This window comes from Arthrobacter sp. zg-Y238 (genome assembly GCF_024385525.1).
Lineage (GTDB): Bacteria > Actinomycetota > Actinomycetes > Actinomycetales > Micrococcaceae > Arthrobacter_B > Arthrobacter_B jinronghuae.
In genome coordinates this window covers 195,470-208,774 of record NZ_JANFLU010000008.1, presented here as the reverse complement: position 1 = coordinate 208,774, position 13,305 = coordinate 195,470, and the positions used below count along the sequence as shown (strand labels likewise).

Below are 13,305 nucleotides of genomic sequence, written 5' to 3'. Positions count from 1 at the left end.
GGCCCCAAACCCCCACCCCCGAATAAAAGAGTACCAAGGGGGGGCGGGTCCTGCGGCCCCGCCCACGCTGTGTTTTAACCGGCGCGTCCGGACTGTTCCGGCCAGCGTGGTGTGCCGGTCCGAATAGGCCGACTGAGCCAACGCGGGCCGAGCGGGCGCATACCGCCCGACCAACCCGGGCCGAGTGGGTGTAGGCCGGCTGAGTCAACGCCGGCCGAGCGGGCGCATACCGCCCGACCAACCCGGGCCAAGCGGGCGCATACCGGCTGACCAATGCGGGCCTGCGGGCAGCCGCCGCTAGCGCCCGGACGCCGCCAGTGCGATGACGGTGACGGCCCGTTCCACGGCATACACCGGGTCCCGTCCGGCTCCCTTGACCTGTGCATCGGCTTCGGCGAGGGCCTGGACGGCTTCGATCAGGGATTCCGAGGTAAACCGCTGCGCATCCCGCCGCGCCTTGTCCACCTGCCACGGCGCCATGGACAGGTCCTTGGCCATCGAGGCGGAGGATCCACGCAGGTTGGCCACCCGCGCCACTGCGCGGACCTTCATGGCCAGGGCGCCAACCAGCGGCACCGGATCCACTCCGGTGTCCAGCGCGTGCCGGAGCATGGACAGCGCCTGCGCCGCGCGGCCGGCCAGGGCCGCGTCGGCAACTTTAAAGGCCGTGGCCTCGACCCGCCCGCCGTAATAGCGCTCTACCAGTTCCTCGGTGACCTCGCCGGTGGAATCGCTGATCAGCTGCTGGCAGGAGGCTGCAAGTTCGGAGAGGCTGGACCCGACGGCGTTTACCAGCGCCCGGGCCGCACCCGGGTCGATTCTGCGGCGGGCAGTGCGGAACTCCGAAGTGACGAAGTCCAGCTTCTCAGCATCCTTCTTGAAGGGCTGGCACTCGACGACAGGCGCTCCGGCAGCCTTAACTGCATCCAGCAGCTTCTTGCCCCGGTTGCCGCCAGCGTGGTGCAGCACCAGAACGGCATCCGGAGACGGATCCTTCAAATAGGCCAGCGTTTCGGTGAGGAAATCCTCGTTCATCGACGCGAGATTCACGGCCTCGATAAGTTTGGCTTCCCCGAACAGCGAGGGGCTCGACTGCAGTGTGAGTTCCCCGGAGACATAGGTGGAAGCGTCGAAGTGCACCAGTTCCGTGTCGGGCTGCTTCTCCCGGAGCAGTCCGCGCAGCCGGTCCCGGGCCCGGGAGGCCAGATAGTCCTCGGGGCCTGCCAGCAGGACCACCGGGGCTGGTTCGACCTCGCGCCAGGAGACCGTCGCTGAGGACTTGCTTGCGGAGGACTTGCTTGCGGAGCTGCGTTTGGAAGGGACTGCCGGATTCACAGCTGGTGCTCCTGGGATTGTGCGGCGGCCTGTTTCGGCCTGCCGGGGGTAAAGGATTGAAAGGTACCCGCACCGCGGATAGCCTCCCTCCAAGATTGCCACGGTCCCGGTCCGCGGCCAATTTTTCGGCCTGCGGCGGCCGTGTCTCCCGATCCTCTGCGCTGCGGGTTCTACGGGATCTACGGGCACTGCAGGTTCTACGGCGGGAGGCTCTGGACCTCAAGACCGTTGCCTTCACGCACCACCACTACTGTGCCGTGCTGGTCGGTGCGCGCCACCGCTGTGCCGGCGGCCCTGAGCTGCGTCAGGATTTCAGGTGCCGGGTGCCCGTACTCGTTGTCGGCACCAACGGAAATCAGTGCCAGGGACGGTCGGACTGCACGGATCCAGCCTTCACCGCCGTTGCGTGCCCCATGGTGGGCTACCTTCAACACGTCGACGCCGGCACGAAGATTGGCGTGTGTTGCGAGAATCGTTGCGGCGGCCTCCTCCTCGGCATCACCGGTGAACAGTATCCGCAGCGGCCGCTCCCCCTGGCCCGGACCCCCGACAGTCACCAGCAGGACGGCACTGGCGTTGTTCTCCTCCCCGTCTCCGGCAGCAGGCACCGCACTGTCCGGAGCGGGCGGCCAGAGGACCTCCCACTGCACGAGGCCGGCCGTTCCGGCCATCCCCTGGGCCAGGCGTGTCCGGGGTGCTGCCGTTCCGGCCAACACCCCGGTCAGTTCTTCCGGCAGTTCACGCTCCGCCGACGAGTAGCCCACCTGCAGCACGGACCGTCCGGAAAGCACTCCGGCAGCACCGCCGTAATGGTCCAGGTGGGCATGAGTGAACACCAGGAACTCAACGGTCCGCACCCCCAGCCGGTCAAGGCAGGCATCCATGGGGTCGGGCTCTCCGCCGGCATCGATCACCACCGCGCTGTCCGGACCAGCACGGACGGCAAACCCGTCCCCCTGCCCGACGTCGCAGGCGGCCAGCATCCACTCATCTTCCTGGTCCGGTTCTCCCTGCAGTGCACGGACAGCAAGGACCGCGCCGCCCGGCAGGACCAGCGAAGCGGCTGCACCTGCCGCTACCCAGCGCCGACGGGGCAAATACCACCCCGCGAAGCCTCCCCGCGGGTTTGCCGTCGAAGCCCGGCGCCGGGGCCCGGCGCGCCTGTTCGCGTCGCCCTCCCCGTTCGCCTCTGGCGCCTGTTCTTCCCCGTTCGCCCTTTCCGCCCGTCCCGGGAATACCCAGCCAGCCGTGCGCCGCGAGAGATACAGGATTCCAACAACCGATGCGCCCGCACACACGCCCATGAGCACCACGCCAAGGCTGCCCTCCGGCCAGGCCACCAATGCACCGGGAACGGACTCAAAGAACCGGGCAGTTTTAGCCACCCACAAGGCTCCGGCAGCCGCAAGCAGAAGCGGCGGCGCCGCCAGAAAAGGAGCAAGACCCACCAGTGCGACGGCAAGCATCCCGGCAACGGTCACGGCAGGAACGACGGGCGCAGCCACCAGATTCGCAGGGACCGAATACACCGGCAGCTGAGGTTGCAGGAGCACCAGGACCGGAGAGCAAAACAGCTGGGCTGCGACGGGTATGGCCAGGGCCGCTGCCAACCAGCGGGGCAGACGCATCGACAGCACCCGCACCAGATGGGGTCCCAAAACAATAAGCCCCAACGTCGCGCAGACCGACAGGATGAAGGCGTAGCTTCCGCACAACCAGGGATCCACGCACAGCAGTACGGAGATCGATAGGAAGAGCAGTGCTGCCGACAGACGTCCTCGTCCGGAGAGCACGGCGAGGGCGCCCAGCCCGCCCATTACCGCTGCACGCAGCACGCTGGGATCCGGCCTTACAAGGAGTACGAACGCAACTAGCCCGGTCAAGGCCAGCAGCACCGCCGGCGCAGGGGGCATCCGCAGCGCCCGGGCGCCCAGGAAGATGAATGCCAGCAGATAGCTGCAGTTGGCGCCCGAGACAGCTGTCAGATGGGTCAGGCCAGTATTCTTCATCGCCTGCTCCAAGGCGGGATCGAGGCCGCCCCGGTCACCGAGCACCATGCCCGGAAGCAGTCCCTCGACGTCCGCACCCCGGTCTTCGGCCGCCTGGACGAAGGCACCGCGGAGTCCTGCCGTTGCGGCGTACCACCCCTCGGCAGGTGTGACGTCGGGCGGAGCGGCAGCCCGCAGGAGGGCAAGGTTCCTGTCCCCTGCAGGGAGGGCCTGCAGGGAACCGGCACTGCTGAACCTGTCCCCCAACCTGATGGGGGCATAATCCTCCCCGCCGACAACCAGGAGCGTTGCCGAAGCGCCGAACCGCTGGCCGTCCGCAGCGCCCGATTCCGCCACGGCGTCGATGAGATATCGCGGCTTTCCCGTGAATCGGTCCGCCGCTGCCGGTCGTGCGTCTGAGGCGGCCCGCAGTTCCGCGGTAATCACGGCTTCGGCTGTGATGAGCTCCGAAATAGGGCCGCTCGTACGGTTGGCCAAGCTGCCGGCCGCACTGGCACAGACCAGGGCCGCTGCGGCCATGGGAACAGCCGTGCCGCGGAGGAACGCGGCAGTTCCCCCGGTTACGCGGGAGGCCGTCAGGAGCATAAGGACCGCTAGGACGGCCGCCAAACAAGCCAAGGCCCAGCCCGCGGGCATGGGCACCCGAAGAACGGCTACGGCAGCCGCCCATACCGCCGCTGCGGCAGGCAGGAGCCGAAGCTCGCGGAGGGGCTCCGGCGGCGATGCGTCTGACGCGGCCTTACGATTGCTCCAGGCTTCACGCACTGCCCGGTTAACTCCGGTTGTCCGCACTGCCACGGCAACCTCTGTCGTCCGGACCCCCGCCACAGTGATCCCTAGAGGCGGCTCAGATTCCCCGTCTTCCGGCCGGTCGGAGCCGCGGCCGCCGGGATTCAGCGCCGAGGCCACATATCGTGACCACCTGCTCTCGCTCCGGGCCATCCGGTACCCGCTAGACCATGACCAGTGGAAGCAATGCCGCCATCATTGCTTTACCGATTCCCGGTATTGCGTCCAGGTCTTCCGGCCGGCTGAACCTCCCATGCTCGGTGCGCCACGCCATGATCCGTTCAGCCAGCACCGGCCCGACCCTCGGGAGTGTTTGCAGCTGGGCGGAGTCCGCCGTGTTCAGGTTGACGCTGCCGGAAGCCGCACCCGTCCCGTCCGCAGCGGGGGGACTCCCGCCGGCCGGGTTGCCTCCCGGGCTGCCGGCTTCGAGACCCGACGCGCTCTCATCGATCCGCGGAACTAGCACCATCACACCGTCCTCCGCGACCGCAGCCAGATTCACTCTGGCAAGGTCGGCATCCGGCGCCGTTCCCCCGGCGGCCTCCACCGCATCAACGATCCGGCTGCCCGGATCCAGCCGCACCACCCCCGGATGCTGCACAGCCCCGGCGACGTGGACCATGATCATTGCTGTGCCCGCCTTCGGCTCGGCTGCACCGGACGGAACCTGCGCCGACGCAGCGGAAGGAACAGTAGACGGAGTAACGGTATTGCTGCTCCCCGCTTCAGGAAGCGGCGAGGGAGCAGTGCCGGGCGGGGACATTCCGACACTGGCCACCGGAACAGGCTCCCGGTCGCGCAGCACCAGGATGGCCAGCCCGCAGCCCAGCATCATGCAAACTGCCAGGACCGCCGCAGGCAGGGAAAAGGCCCACCGACGCCGCGGCTCTTCAAGGTCCCGATCCCAGGGCCCGGGGCCGTCAGCGTCCTGGCTGTCGACGGTGTCCCAACGGTGTTGTGCCATGGCCCAAAGGTAGCTATCCCGGCTGTCCGGTCCCGTGTTCACTATCGGACAGGTGGAGGACCGGGTCCTGTCCGCGGCCTAAAGCCGGCGTGTGGAGGACCGGACGGTCTATCTTGCGACGCCTTAGCCCGAACCGGTTGCGTCAGCTAGCAACCAGCACTATGACGCCCGCGTCTTCGAAGCTCTTCACGACAATCGCGTCGACTTCGTCGTCCACTATTACATGAGTAAATTCATCAATACCGCCCAAACGGTGCAACGCTCCATGGTCAATCTTACTGTGATCTACCATGAGGACTCTTGTTTGCGCAGCAGCCATCATGGCCCTTTTCGCAGTGACGATTTGCTGGTCCTGGTGGTACACGTCGAGCCCCCTCACTGCGGAAGATGATGCAAAAAGAACGTCTGCATAGAGGTCGGCAATGCTCCGCTCACACATGAGGCCCAGGAACGACTGGTATCGCGGCACGTACTCGCCCCCAAGAGCGATGAGGTGCACATCCGGATTATTAGTTACCTGCTGCATAGCAGGCATGAAGTTGGTGATTATGGTCAGCGGAGATCGGCCAATTAGCAGCGGAACGACCTCCAGTGACGTTGTTGAGTCGTCCACCATCACGACATCGCCTTCGGAGACGAGTTCCACAGCCACCCGTGCCATTTTCTTCTTCTCTTCAACCGCGCTCATTGCGCGAAACTGCACGTCGCTTTCAAATTGCGTCGATCGGTGGACAGACGCACCCCCACGAACCTTGCGCAGCGCGCTGACGCGCTGCAACTCATCGAGATCCCGGTGTACCGTCATGCGGCTAACCCCGAGCTGCTCAGTAAGGTCATCGACGCTTACAAATCCACGCTGATTTACGACCTCGCCGATGAGGCTGAGGCGGGCAGCCTTACTGCGAGGTTTGGGGTGATGAGCGTCATGGGACTGGGCATCGTGGTCTAGGGCATCAATCATGTTGTTGGGTGGATTGTCTGCACGTTCAACACCCGTCCTTTCCGTTCGTCACGTCATTTTATCTCGCCCTATGCGCCAAAGGGCGCCGGCTGGCGGGGCAGCCTCAGGCAGCCAGTCTGGCCTGGGTTTGCTGGAATTTGGCGACTTGATTCCTGTCCACAATTCCGGCATCTGATCCCAGTCCAGTCGCGACGAGACTGCCACAAGCCAATCCCCGTTCCGCTGCACCCATGACATCCAGGCCGTCGAGCAACCCGGAAATCAGCCCGGCACTGAATGCGTCTCCACAACCAGTAGTATCCACGACGCTGATGTCGTAAGCGGGCAGTACAGTTTCCTTGTCACCATTGGCCGCGACACTCACCCCGCCGCCGCCCATCGTTAGCAGAGTGTGCCCCACGCCTTGGGTGTGCAGCCATTCAATGATCTCTTGGCGATCTTCGGTACCGACCAACCACCCGGCTTCCTCGATGTTGGGCATGAGGTAATCCACATATCGTAAGGACGGACCAATTACCCTTTGGGCGTCATCCCGCGGGCTCATCAGGAAGTCCATGGTGACGGTTAGGCCGAGTTCCTTCACTCGCTTCAGGACCCGCCCCATAGGGGCACCATCCAATCCCGGCAGGATAAAGGCACCACCAAGATGGAAAATCTGAGCCTTTTCAACGATTGACCAGGGAACATCTGTTTCAGTCAGGCCCGCATTGGCGCCGATAACATGGAGCGCCGGGCGTGAGCCGTCACGGCGAATCGGCAGAAGACTTGCGGAGGTCTGTCTCCTTGCATCGACCACCAAATTGTCAGTGTTGACCCCGTAACTGTTCATGGTGGAACGAACAAAGTCACCAATGGTGTCGTTGCCGATCCGACCGACGGCACCAACCTCAACACCAAGCTTGGCCAGGTTCACCGCTGGCGCAGCGGCGGTGCCGGCCACAGTAAATTTGATCTGCTCCATGAATTCGAGGCGTTGGCCAGGCGGTACGGACGTGAACGGCCAGCCGAGCGCGTCGGCAATGTGTGCACCCATTGAAATCACTTGAGACGTCATCATTCCTCCATCAATTAGGTCCAGAGATCCATTTGACTTCTGGTACAGCCCTTCATCGCCTAGCGGGCAGATCTCTAGATGACCCTGTCGTTGCCCCCATCGACGGGCACCTGAGCACCAGTCGTTGATTGGAAAGCCGGCGTGCACATTGCTCCTACCATCTGAGCCACGTGGAGGCTTGATACCTCCGTGGAAAGTAAGTTACGGCGCTTGTATTCCTCAACGCTCACTCCGTATCTAGCCGCGCGTTCGGCGAGCAGTTCCGGAGCCCATAGGCCGGTGTCGAAGACGGCGTCGGGATGCACGGTATTGACCCGGATTCCGTCCACTGCCCACTCCAGAGCAGCAACTCGGGCCAGCTGGGTCAGCGCGGCCTTCGACGCGGAGTAGGCGGCGGCTCCCGGACCAGGTGCGGCCACGTTTTTGGAACCGATGACGACAACCCGTCCGTAGGTGGGTGACTCGGCCAATAGCGGCTGAGCGAGCCCGAAGAGAGCCTGAACTGAACCGACGTTGATGGCCAGGGTTCGGTCCCACGCCCTTCCGTCAAGGCCGGTTATCGGCACGCTTTCCGGGAAAACTCCCGCGGCAACTATGAGCATGTCCAGGCCGCCAAAGCGCTGCACAGTCTGTCGCAGCGCGCCTTCTATGGCAAAAAGTTCTTGTACGTCTGCCTGAATGCCCAACCAGGAGTCACACGAAAAGGTGGTCGTGACATCCTCGGAGATGTCGACTCCGACCACGCATGCACCCAGGTCAAGCAGTTTGTTGGCGATGCTGCGACCAATACCGGAGGCTGCCCCGGTTACAAACGCCACTTGGCCGGCCAACTCAGGTGAGACACCACCCCTGCGCAGCTTTGCTTGTTCGAGCTCCCAGTACTCTATATCGAAGAGCTTGTCCTCAGTCAGGGATGTGTACCGCCCGATTTTTTCGGCTGCCTCGATGACATCAAACGTGTGCATGGCTATGTCACGCACTATGTTGGCTTCTTTCACAGTCCTGCCGACCGTGAACATACCCCTCTTTGAATCGAGCATAAATCTGGGCGTGGGATCCAGCATGGTGAGCGGCACAGGTGACCGATCACGGTTTCGCTCGAAGTAAGCCTGATAATCCTGGACGTAGGCTTCAACGTCGTAACCATCGATGTCCCGGCCCACCAGCGGAATGCGCTTCGTGTGAATGATGTGATCGGGGGTTGCAGGTCCACGAGAAACTATCCGAGTCAGGTCCTTCCGTCCTAAAAAGTTCCGGACTCTAGGGCCGATGTGCTGGCACATGATCATCGACTGCCCAGCGTGCCGGGAAATTGCTCCGCGCAGGCGGGCGACAGCCAGCAGATCGACGCTGTCCATGTCGTGCCTTGCAGTTGATGCGTCGGTCTCCGTCAGGGCTTCAATGGACAAGGGCACGGACGGGGCAGGCCCTTCCGTTTCCGAGATGAACCTAAGGTGGTCTTCAGCCGCTGAAATGATCTCTACATGCCGGCTGTACGCTTCCTCCATAGTGTCGCCGAACGTGAAAAGTCCGTGATTGAGCAGCACCATTCCCCGGGTTTCAGGGGTCGCGAGTTGCGGCCAGAGTTCATTGCAACGACGGGCGAGGTCGAATCCAGGCTTGACATAAGGAACCAGTACCAGCTTGTGCCCGAAAAGGGCAGAGACGACGGCTGCTGGGTCAGGTTGATTGGTCAGCGAGACGATTACGTCGGCGTGGGAATGCAGCACAGCCCGATAAGGCAGGAGTGCATGCAATAGAGACTCTATTGACGGGTCAGGAGCAGATGCGTCGACCAGCGCACTTCGCAGTTCATTGACGAGCGCAGTATCAGTGATCGATTTGACCGTCAGGAGCTGTCGCAGGCGGTCCATGCGAAGCGGAGCGAATCCCTGCGGCTCGATGGAGGCCATGTCCCAGCCGCTGCCCTTTACATAAAGGGTTTCGATGTCGTCGCCAGTGACGTCCACAACTGTGGCTTTGATGGATGAGTTGCCTCCGCCGTGGAGCACGAGGGATTTGTGTGCACCTATCGTGCGTGATCCCTGCACGCATTCGTCGACGGCGTTCTGTCCGCTCTTCAGCGGTTGCCACAGGCTTTTCACTGGAACTCCTTTGTTCGCGTACGGTCGCCACGATGGTGTGTGTCGTTACAAATCAGCGAGAAGACCGACGATATAACGGAAACATACCAGAAGCCGTACAGCCGGCATCCCAGCATCGTGAACCTCGCACCTACCTGCCTTTGTCCGGACTTACAGGCAAATTTGGCCAAAACGTTGCGAAGCAAAATTTCGACCACATTGTCTGAATCCGTGTTTTACTGTTACAACCGTCACGGCCGGTACGACCGCAGCGGGCGTTTGTAACACGGCTACGTTCAAAGGAGAACAACTATGAAGCGTCCAGCGAGCTTGCTCAGCCTCGCGGCGACCGCGATTGCGGCAACCGTCCTCTTGTCCGGGTGCGGCACCCTAGGAGACACGGGTAGCGGAACTAAGGCATCCGGTTCCGATGACGGCGTTTTCCGAATCGCGACCGTGTCAAAAGTCGAGGGAATCTCTTGGTTCGAAGCAATGCGTACCGGCGTTGACCAGTTCAACACCGACAACGGCGACGTGGTCGAAGCATGGCAGACCGGCCCGGACTCAGGGGATCCTGCAAAGCAGGTTCAAATCGTCGAAGACCTTATTGCACAGGGTGTCGACGCCTTGGTCGTTGTTCCAAACGATCCGCAGTCCATCGCCCCCGTCCTGAAGAAGGCCCGCGACGCCGGCATCGTTGTCGTAACTCATGAGGCACCGGCGCTTGCCGCAACAGACAGCGTCGACTACGATCTCGAGGCCTTCGACAACGTCGAGTTCGGAGAAAAGATGTTCGAGCAGCTCGCCGACCAGATGGGTGGCTCGGGAACGTTCGTAGGCGAGGTGGGCTCTCTCACCAGCGAAACTCATATGGCTTGGTACAACGCGGGCCTCGACTATCTCAAGGAGAACTACCCAGAGATAACCCCTGTATCGGCTCAGCCCTATGAGGACGATAACGATGACTCCAAAGCCCGCGATAATGCCCTTGAAATCCTCAAGGCCTACCCTGACTTGAACGGCTTCATCGGCACATCGGTTTCTGCCGGGGCCAATTTCGCAGCGGTACTGAAAGAGAAGAACCTGACCAACATCGCCACGTCCATGCTAAGCCTGCCTTCCGTTGCAGGTCCGTATCTCGAGGACGATGTAGTCGGCTCGGCACAAGCATGGAACCCTGCCGGTGCAGGCTACGCCGCAAACGAGGTGGCCTTGGCCGTACTCCAGGAGCGGGCTATCGAGTCAGGTAGCGATCTCAAGTTCGAGGGCTACGAAGACGTCACAGTAGATGGCAAGCTCATCAGCGGCTCTGCGATTTTGATGATCAAGAAGGGCCAATACCCCGACGGCAAGTACCCGTTCTAAGGCTCCAGAAGCCTCACTTCGCTGCGGTGGTGGCGTCTTTCCAGGTGACGACGCCACCGCACGGAGTGTTCACTCTTTCATCCCTATGTGCGGCCTCTCTCCGACCCTGCCGCACATCTTTCTCGACTAGCGAATAGAGCGATCATGGGTGACTCAATCCTCACCGCGGAGAATCTCTCCATAGACTTCGGTGGCGTAACCGCACTAGAAAATATCAACCTGTCGATAGGCCAGGGTGAAATCCTCTGTCTTGCCGGCGAAAATGGATCGGGCAAATCGACATTCGTCAAGATCGTGTCCGGTGTCTACTCGCCTAGCTCCGGCAGTGTTTCGATCGACGGATCCCTAGTCGATTCGCATGGCCCGCGGGGCGCGATCAGTGCCGGGGTTCAGGTTATTTATCAGGATCTCTCCCTCTTTGATCACCTCACGGTGGCAGAGAACATCTCTATTAATCGCATGATGCACGATGGATCCAAGCTCGTGAAGCGTTCCGCTATGCGGACTATTGCTGCGGAACAGCTTGCCCGAGTTGGTGTCGAACTCCCCCTGGATGAGAGGGTCTCCACGCTCTCAGTGGCCAACAAACAACTAGTCGCCATCGCGCGGGCGCTCAGCATGGACGCCCGGATCCTTTTCATGGACGAACCCACCACCGCGCTGACCACCAACGAGGTAAAACGGTTACTGAAGATCGTATTGGAGCTCAAAAACCGCGGATTGTCGATCGTATTTATTAGCCACAAACTCGACGAAGTTTTCGCCATCGCGGATCGGATCATCATTTTTCGCAACGGGCACAAGGTTGGCGACTTTCCCGCTCATGAACTTGACGAAGAATCGCTGAGCTTTCACATGACCGGTCGCCGTGTCTCCTACGCACGCTACCACCGGGAACCCAATGATGAGGCTCCACTTTTGCAGGTCCAAGGCCTCAGCAGGCAAGGGAACTACAGCGACGTCAGTTTCGATTTGCGCAAGGGAGACATTCTGGGGCTCACCGGGCTTCTCGGTGCTGGCCGCACAGAACTGGCGCTTTCGTTGTTCGGCCTCAACACCCCTGACTCCGGGCAGATTCTGATCGATGGAAAACTAACCAGCATCAGCTCTCCACTTCATGCCATGGGCCATGGGATCGCGCTGGTACCCGAGGATCGAAAGGCCCAGGGTCTGTTTGGGGCACAGTCAATCCGAAACAACGTCTCGTCAAATGTGATCGACTCGCTGGTTGGCCGTACCCGCCTGATCGACCGGAAAGCGGAGAAGGCTCTCGCAGAGACAACGGTGCAGAAAATGAACGTTAACAACAAAGATATCGACACTCCCGTCGAGAACCTTTCCGGCGGCAACCAGCAGAAGGTAGTGATCGGCAAATGGATCGCCCGGGAACCCACGATTTTCATCCTCGATAGTCCAACAGTCGGCATAGACATTGGATCAAAACAGGAGATATATGACCGCATTCACGCCCTTGCCGCAAGTGGAATCGGCGTAATCGTGATTTCCGACGAACCCGAGGAGATCATTGCCAATTGCAACAGGGTGCTGGTGATGCATGAGGGAGTTGTACTCGACCGCTTCGGTGAGGCCGATCTCCGTGCCCCCGAATTCAAAGATCGCCTCGCAACGATCATCAGTGACCCCGGCGCCCACGTGAAACACGTAACGGTCCCCCTAACGTCGACCTCAGGAAATCAGCAATGAAGACCAGTCCGTTTCGCGTCATCTTCAACCGGCCCTCCACCGCGATGGAGAAGTATCTGCTAACCATTATCCTTGCGTACATAGTGATCGTGGCCTTGAAGAACCCGCTGTTCTTCAGCCTGGAGACCTTGTTTGACATGCTTCGGAGTGGGTCCGGCGTTATGATCCTCGCCGTCGGCGTACTCCTCGTGCTCATATCGGGCGGCATTGACGTCTCGTTCACAGCAATCGCGGTGGTCTCGGGCTACACATCGGTGCAGCTCATGATGGCGTTGGGGATCGACAACGTTCTGTTCGCATTCATGGTGTCCATTGCTGTGGGATGTCTGCTCGGCGCCGTCAATGCTCTGCTTATTTCCAGATTCAAACTCCCAACCCTAATCGTGACCCTCGGTACCGCCAGCGCCTACCACGGCCTGATGGCAACAGTTCTCGGCACAAAGTCCTACCCCACTGGTGCGATGCCTCAGTCCATGGTCGAGTTCGGGTCCGCCAACTTAGTGGTCATAAACTCCGAGACCGGCAGATACGGCCTCACGGTGTTCCTGCCGATAGTGATTTTTGTGCTCGGACTCACCTGGTTCATCCTCTACCGCACGATGCTTGGCCGACAGATCTTCGCCGTCGGTAGCAATGAGGAATCCGCCTCACGTCTCGGAATTAATATCACCCGCACCAAGTTGTTTGTCTACTCCTACTCCGGCGCTCTCTCCGGATTGATGGGAATCATTTATTTCAGCGAACTAAAGTACGTCAATCCTGTCTCCCTCGTGGGCAGCGAGCTGATGATTATCGCCGCTGTCGTCATTGGGGGTGCGAAGCTCACGGGCGGCGAAGGAACGATTCTCGGCACAATTCTAGGCATCGTTGTTGTGCAGTTGTTTCAATCCACTCTGGTATTCCTCGGCTTGGGATCCTCGTGGAATGACCTATTCTTCGGTGCTGTATTGCTAATGAGTTTGGGCGTTATGTACTACCGCCAACGCATCCAGGACCGAAAGAGTCTCGTCTTCGCGACGAGCTAAACCGGAGAGCAAGGG

9 protein-coding genes and 1 pseudogene are annotated in these 13,305 nt (G+C 61.1%); 3 read left to right on the top strand and 7 right to left on the bottom strand.

Going from position 1 to position 13,305, the window contains the following annotated elements; translation table 11 throughout:
• Positions 1–297: 297 nt before the first annotated feature.
• The 7 genes and pseudogenes from holA to NNX38_RS08620 all read right to left on the bottom strand — a co-directional run bounded on the left by holA (position 298) and on the right by NNX38_RS08620 (position 9,217).
• The gene (gene holA, locus NNX38_RS08650) at positions 298–1,335 is read right to left on the bottom strand and encodes a DNA polymerase III subunit delta (protein WP_255797620.1); all 1,038 of its coding nucleotides are present in this window, start codon (positions 1,333–1,335) and stop codon (positions 298–300) included.
• Between the two features lie 197 nt (positions 1,336–1,532).
• The gene (locus NNX38_RS08645; RefSeq protein ID WP_255797619.1) at positions 1,533–3,863 is read right to left on the bottom strand and encodes a ComEC/Rec2 family competence protein; all 2,331 of its coding nucleotides are present in this window, start codon (positions 3,861–3,863) and stop codon (positions 1,533–1,535) included.
• Positions 3,864–4,296: 433 nt separating this feature from the next.
• On the bottom strand, positions 4,297–5,097 hold the full coding sequence (locus NNX38_RS08640) for a helix-hairpin-helix domain-containing protein (protein WP_255797618.1): 801 nt from the start codon (positions 5,095–5,097) through the stop codon (positions 4,297–4,299).
• A gap of 142 nt (positions 5,098–5,239) precedes the next feature.
• On the bottom strand, positions 5,240–5,785 hold the full coding sequence (locus tag NNX38_RS08635; protein ID WP_255797617.1) for a DeoR/GlpR family DNA-binding transcription regulator: 546 nt from the start codon (positions 5,783–5,785) through the stop codon (positions 5,240–5,242).
• Between the two features lie 93 nt (positions 5,786–5,878).
• A pseudogene (locus tag NNX38_RS16915) lies at positions 5,879–6,058 on the bottom strand (DeoR family transcriptional regulator); the annotation flags it as partial.
• A gap of 103 nt (positions 6,059–6,161) precedes the next feature.
• Positions 6,162–7,112 (bottom strand): carbohydrate kinase family protein, encoded by a 951-nt coding sequence (locus NNX38_RS08625; protein ID WP_255797615.1) that lies wholly within the window; start codon positions 7,110–7,112, stop codon positions 6,162–6,164.
• A 74-nt stretch (positions 7,113–7,186) separates the two neighbouring features.
• Positions 7,187–9,217, bottom strand: a complete 2,031-nt coding sequence (locus NNX38_RS08620; RefSeq protein ID WP_255797614.1) for a bifunctional aldolase/short-chain dehydrogenase — start codon at positions 9,215–9,217, stop codon at positions 7,187–7,189.
• Between the two features lie 291 nt (positions 9,218–9,508).
• Between NNX38_RS08620 and NNX38_RS08615 the strand changes: the two genes are divergently transcribed.
• The 3 genes from NNX38_RS08615 to NNX38_RS08605 all read left to right on the top strand — a co-directional run bounded on the left by NNX38_RS08615 (position 9,509) and on the right by NNX38_RS08605 (position 13,290).
• Positions 9,509–10,561: a substrate-binding domain-containing protein gene (locus NNX38_RS08615; protein ID WP_255797613.1), complete on the top strand. Its 1,053-nt coding sequence runs from the start codon at positions 9,509–9,511 to the stop codon at positions 10,559–10,561.
• 144 nt (positions 10,562–10,705) lie between these two features.
• The gene (locus tag NNX38_RS08610; protein WP_255797612.1) at positions 10,706–12,265 is read left to right on the top strand and encodes a sugar ABC transporter ATP-binding protein; all 1,560 of its coding nucleotides are present in this window, start codon (positions 10,706–10,708) and stop codon (positions 12,263–12,265) included.
• Positions 12,262–13,290, top strand: coding sequence for an ABC transporter permease (locus NNX38_RS08605; RefSeq protein ID WP_255797611.1), 1,029 nt, complete (start codon positions 12,262–12,264; stop codon positions 13,288–13,290). Before NNX38_RS08610 ends, NNX38_RS08605 begins: the two co-directional genes overlap by 4 nt.
• Positions 13,291–13,305: the final 15 nt, after the last annotated feature.

What these genes read in the sequence shown, in the direction of transcription:
- NNX38_RS08645 (WP_255797619.1), bottom strand. Translation starts at nt 3,863, where the DNA reads ATGGCCGCAGCGGCCCTGGTCTGTGCCAGTGCGGCCGGCAGCTTGGCC.
- NNX38_RS08640 (WP_255797618.1), bottom strand. Translation starts at nt 5,097, where the DNA reads ATGGCACAACACCGTTGGGACACCGTCGACAGCCAGGACGCTGACGGC.
- NNX38_RS08635 (WP_255797617.1), bottom strand. Translation starts at nt 5,785, where the DNA reads ATGAGCGCGGTTGAAGAGAAGAAGAAAATGGCACGGGTGGCTGTGGAA.
- NNX38_RS08625 (WP_255797615.1), bottom strand. Translation starts at nt 7,112, where the DNA reads ATGACGTCTCAAGTGATTTCAATGGGTGCACACATTGCCGACGCGCTC.
- NNX38_RS08615 (WP_255797613.1), top strand. Translation starts at nt 9,509, where the DNA reads ATGAAGCGTCCAGCGAGCTTGCTCAGCCTCGCGGCGACCGCGATTGCG.
- NNX38_RS08610 (WP_255797612.1), top strand. Translation starts at nt 10,706, where the DNA reads ATGGGTGACTCAATCCTCACCGCGGAGAATCTCTCCATAGACTTCGGT.
- NNX38_RS08605 (WP_255797611.1), top strand. Translation starts at nt 12,262, where the DNA reads ATGAAGACCAGTCCGTTTCGCGTCATCTTCAACCGGCCCTCCACCGCG.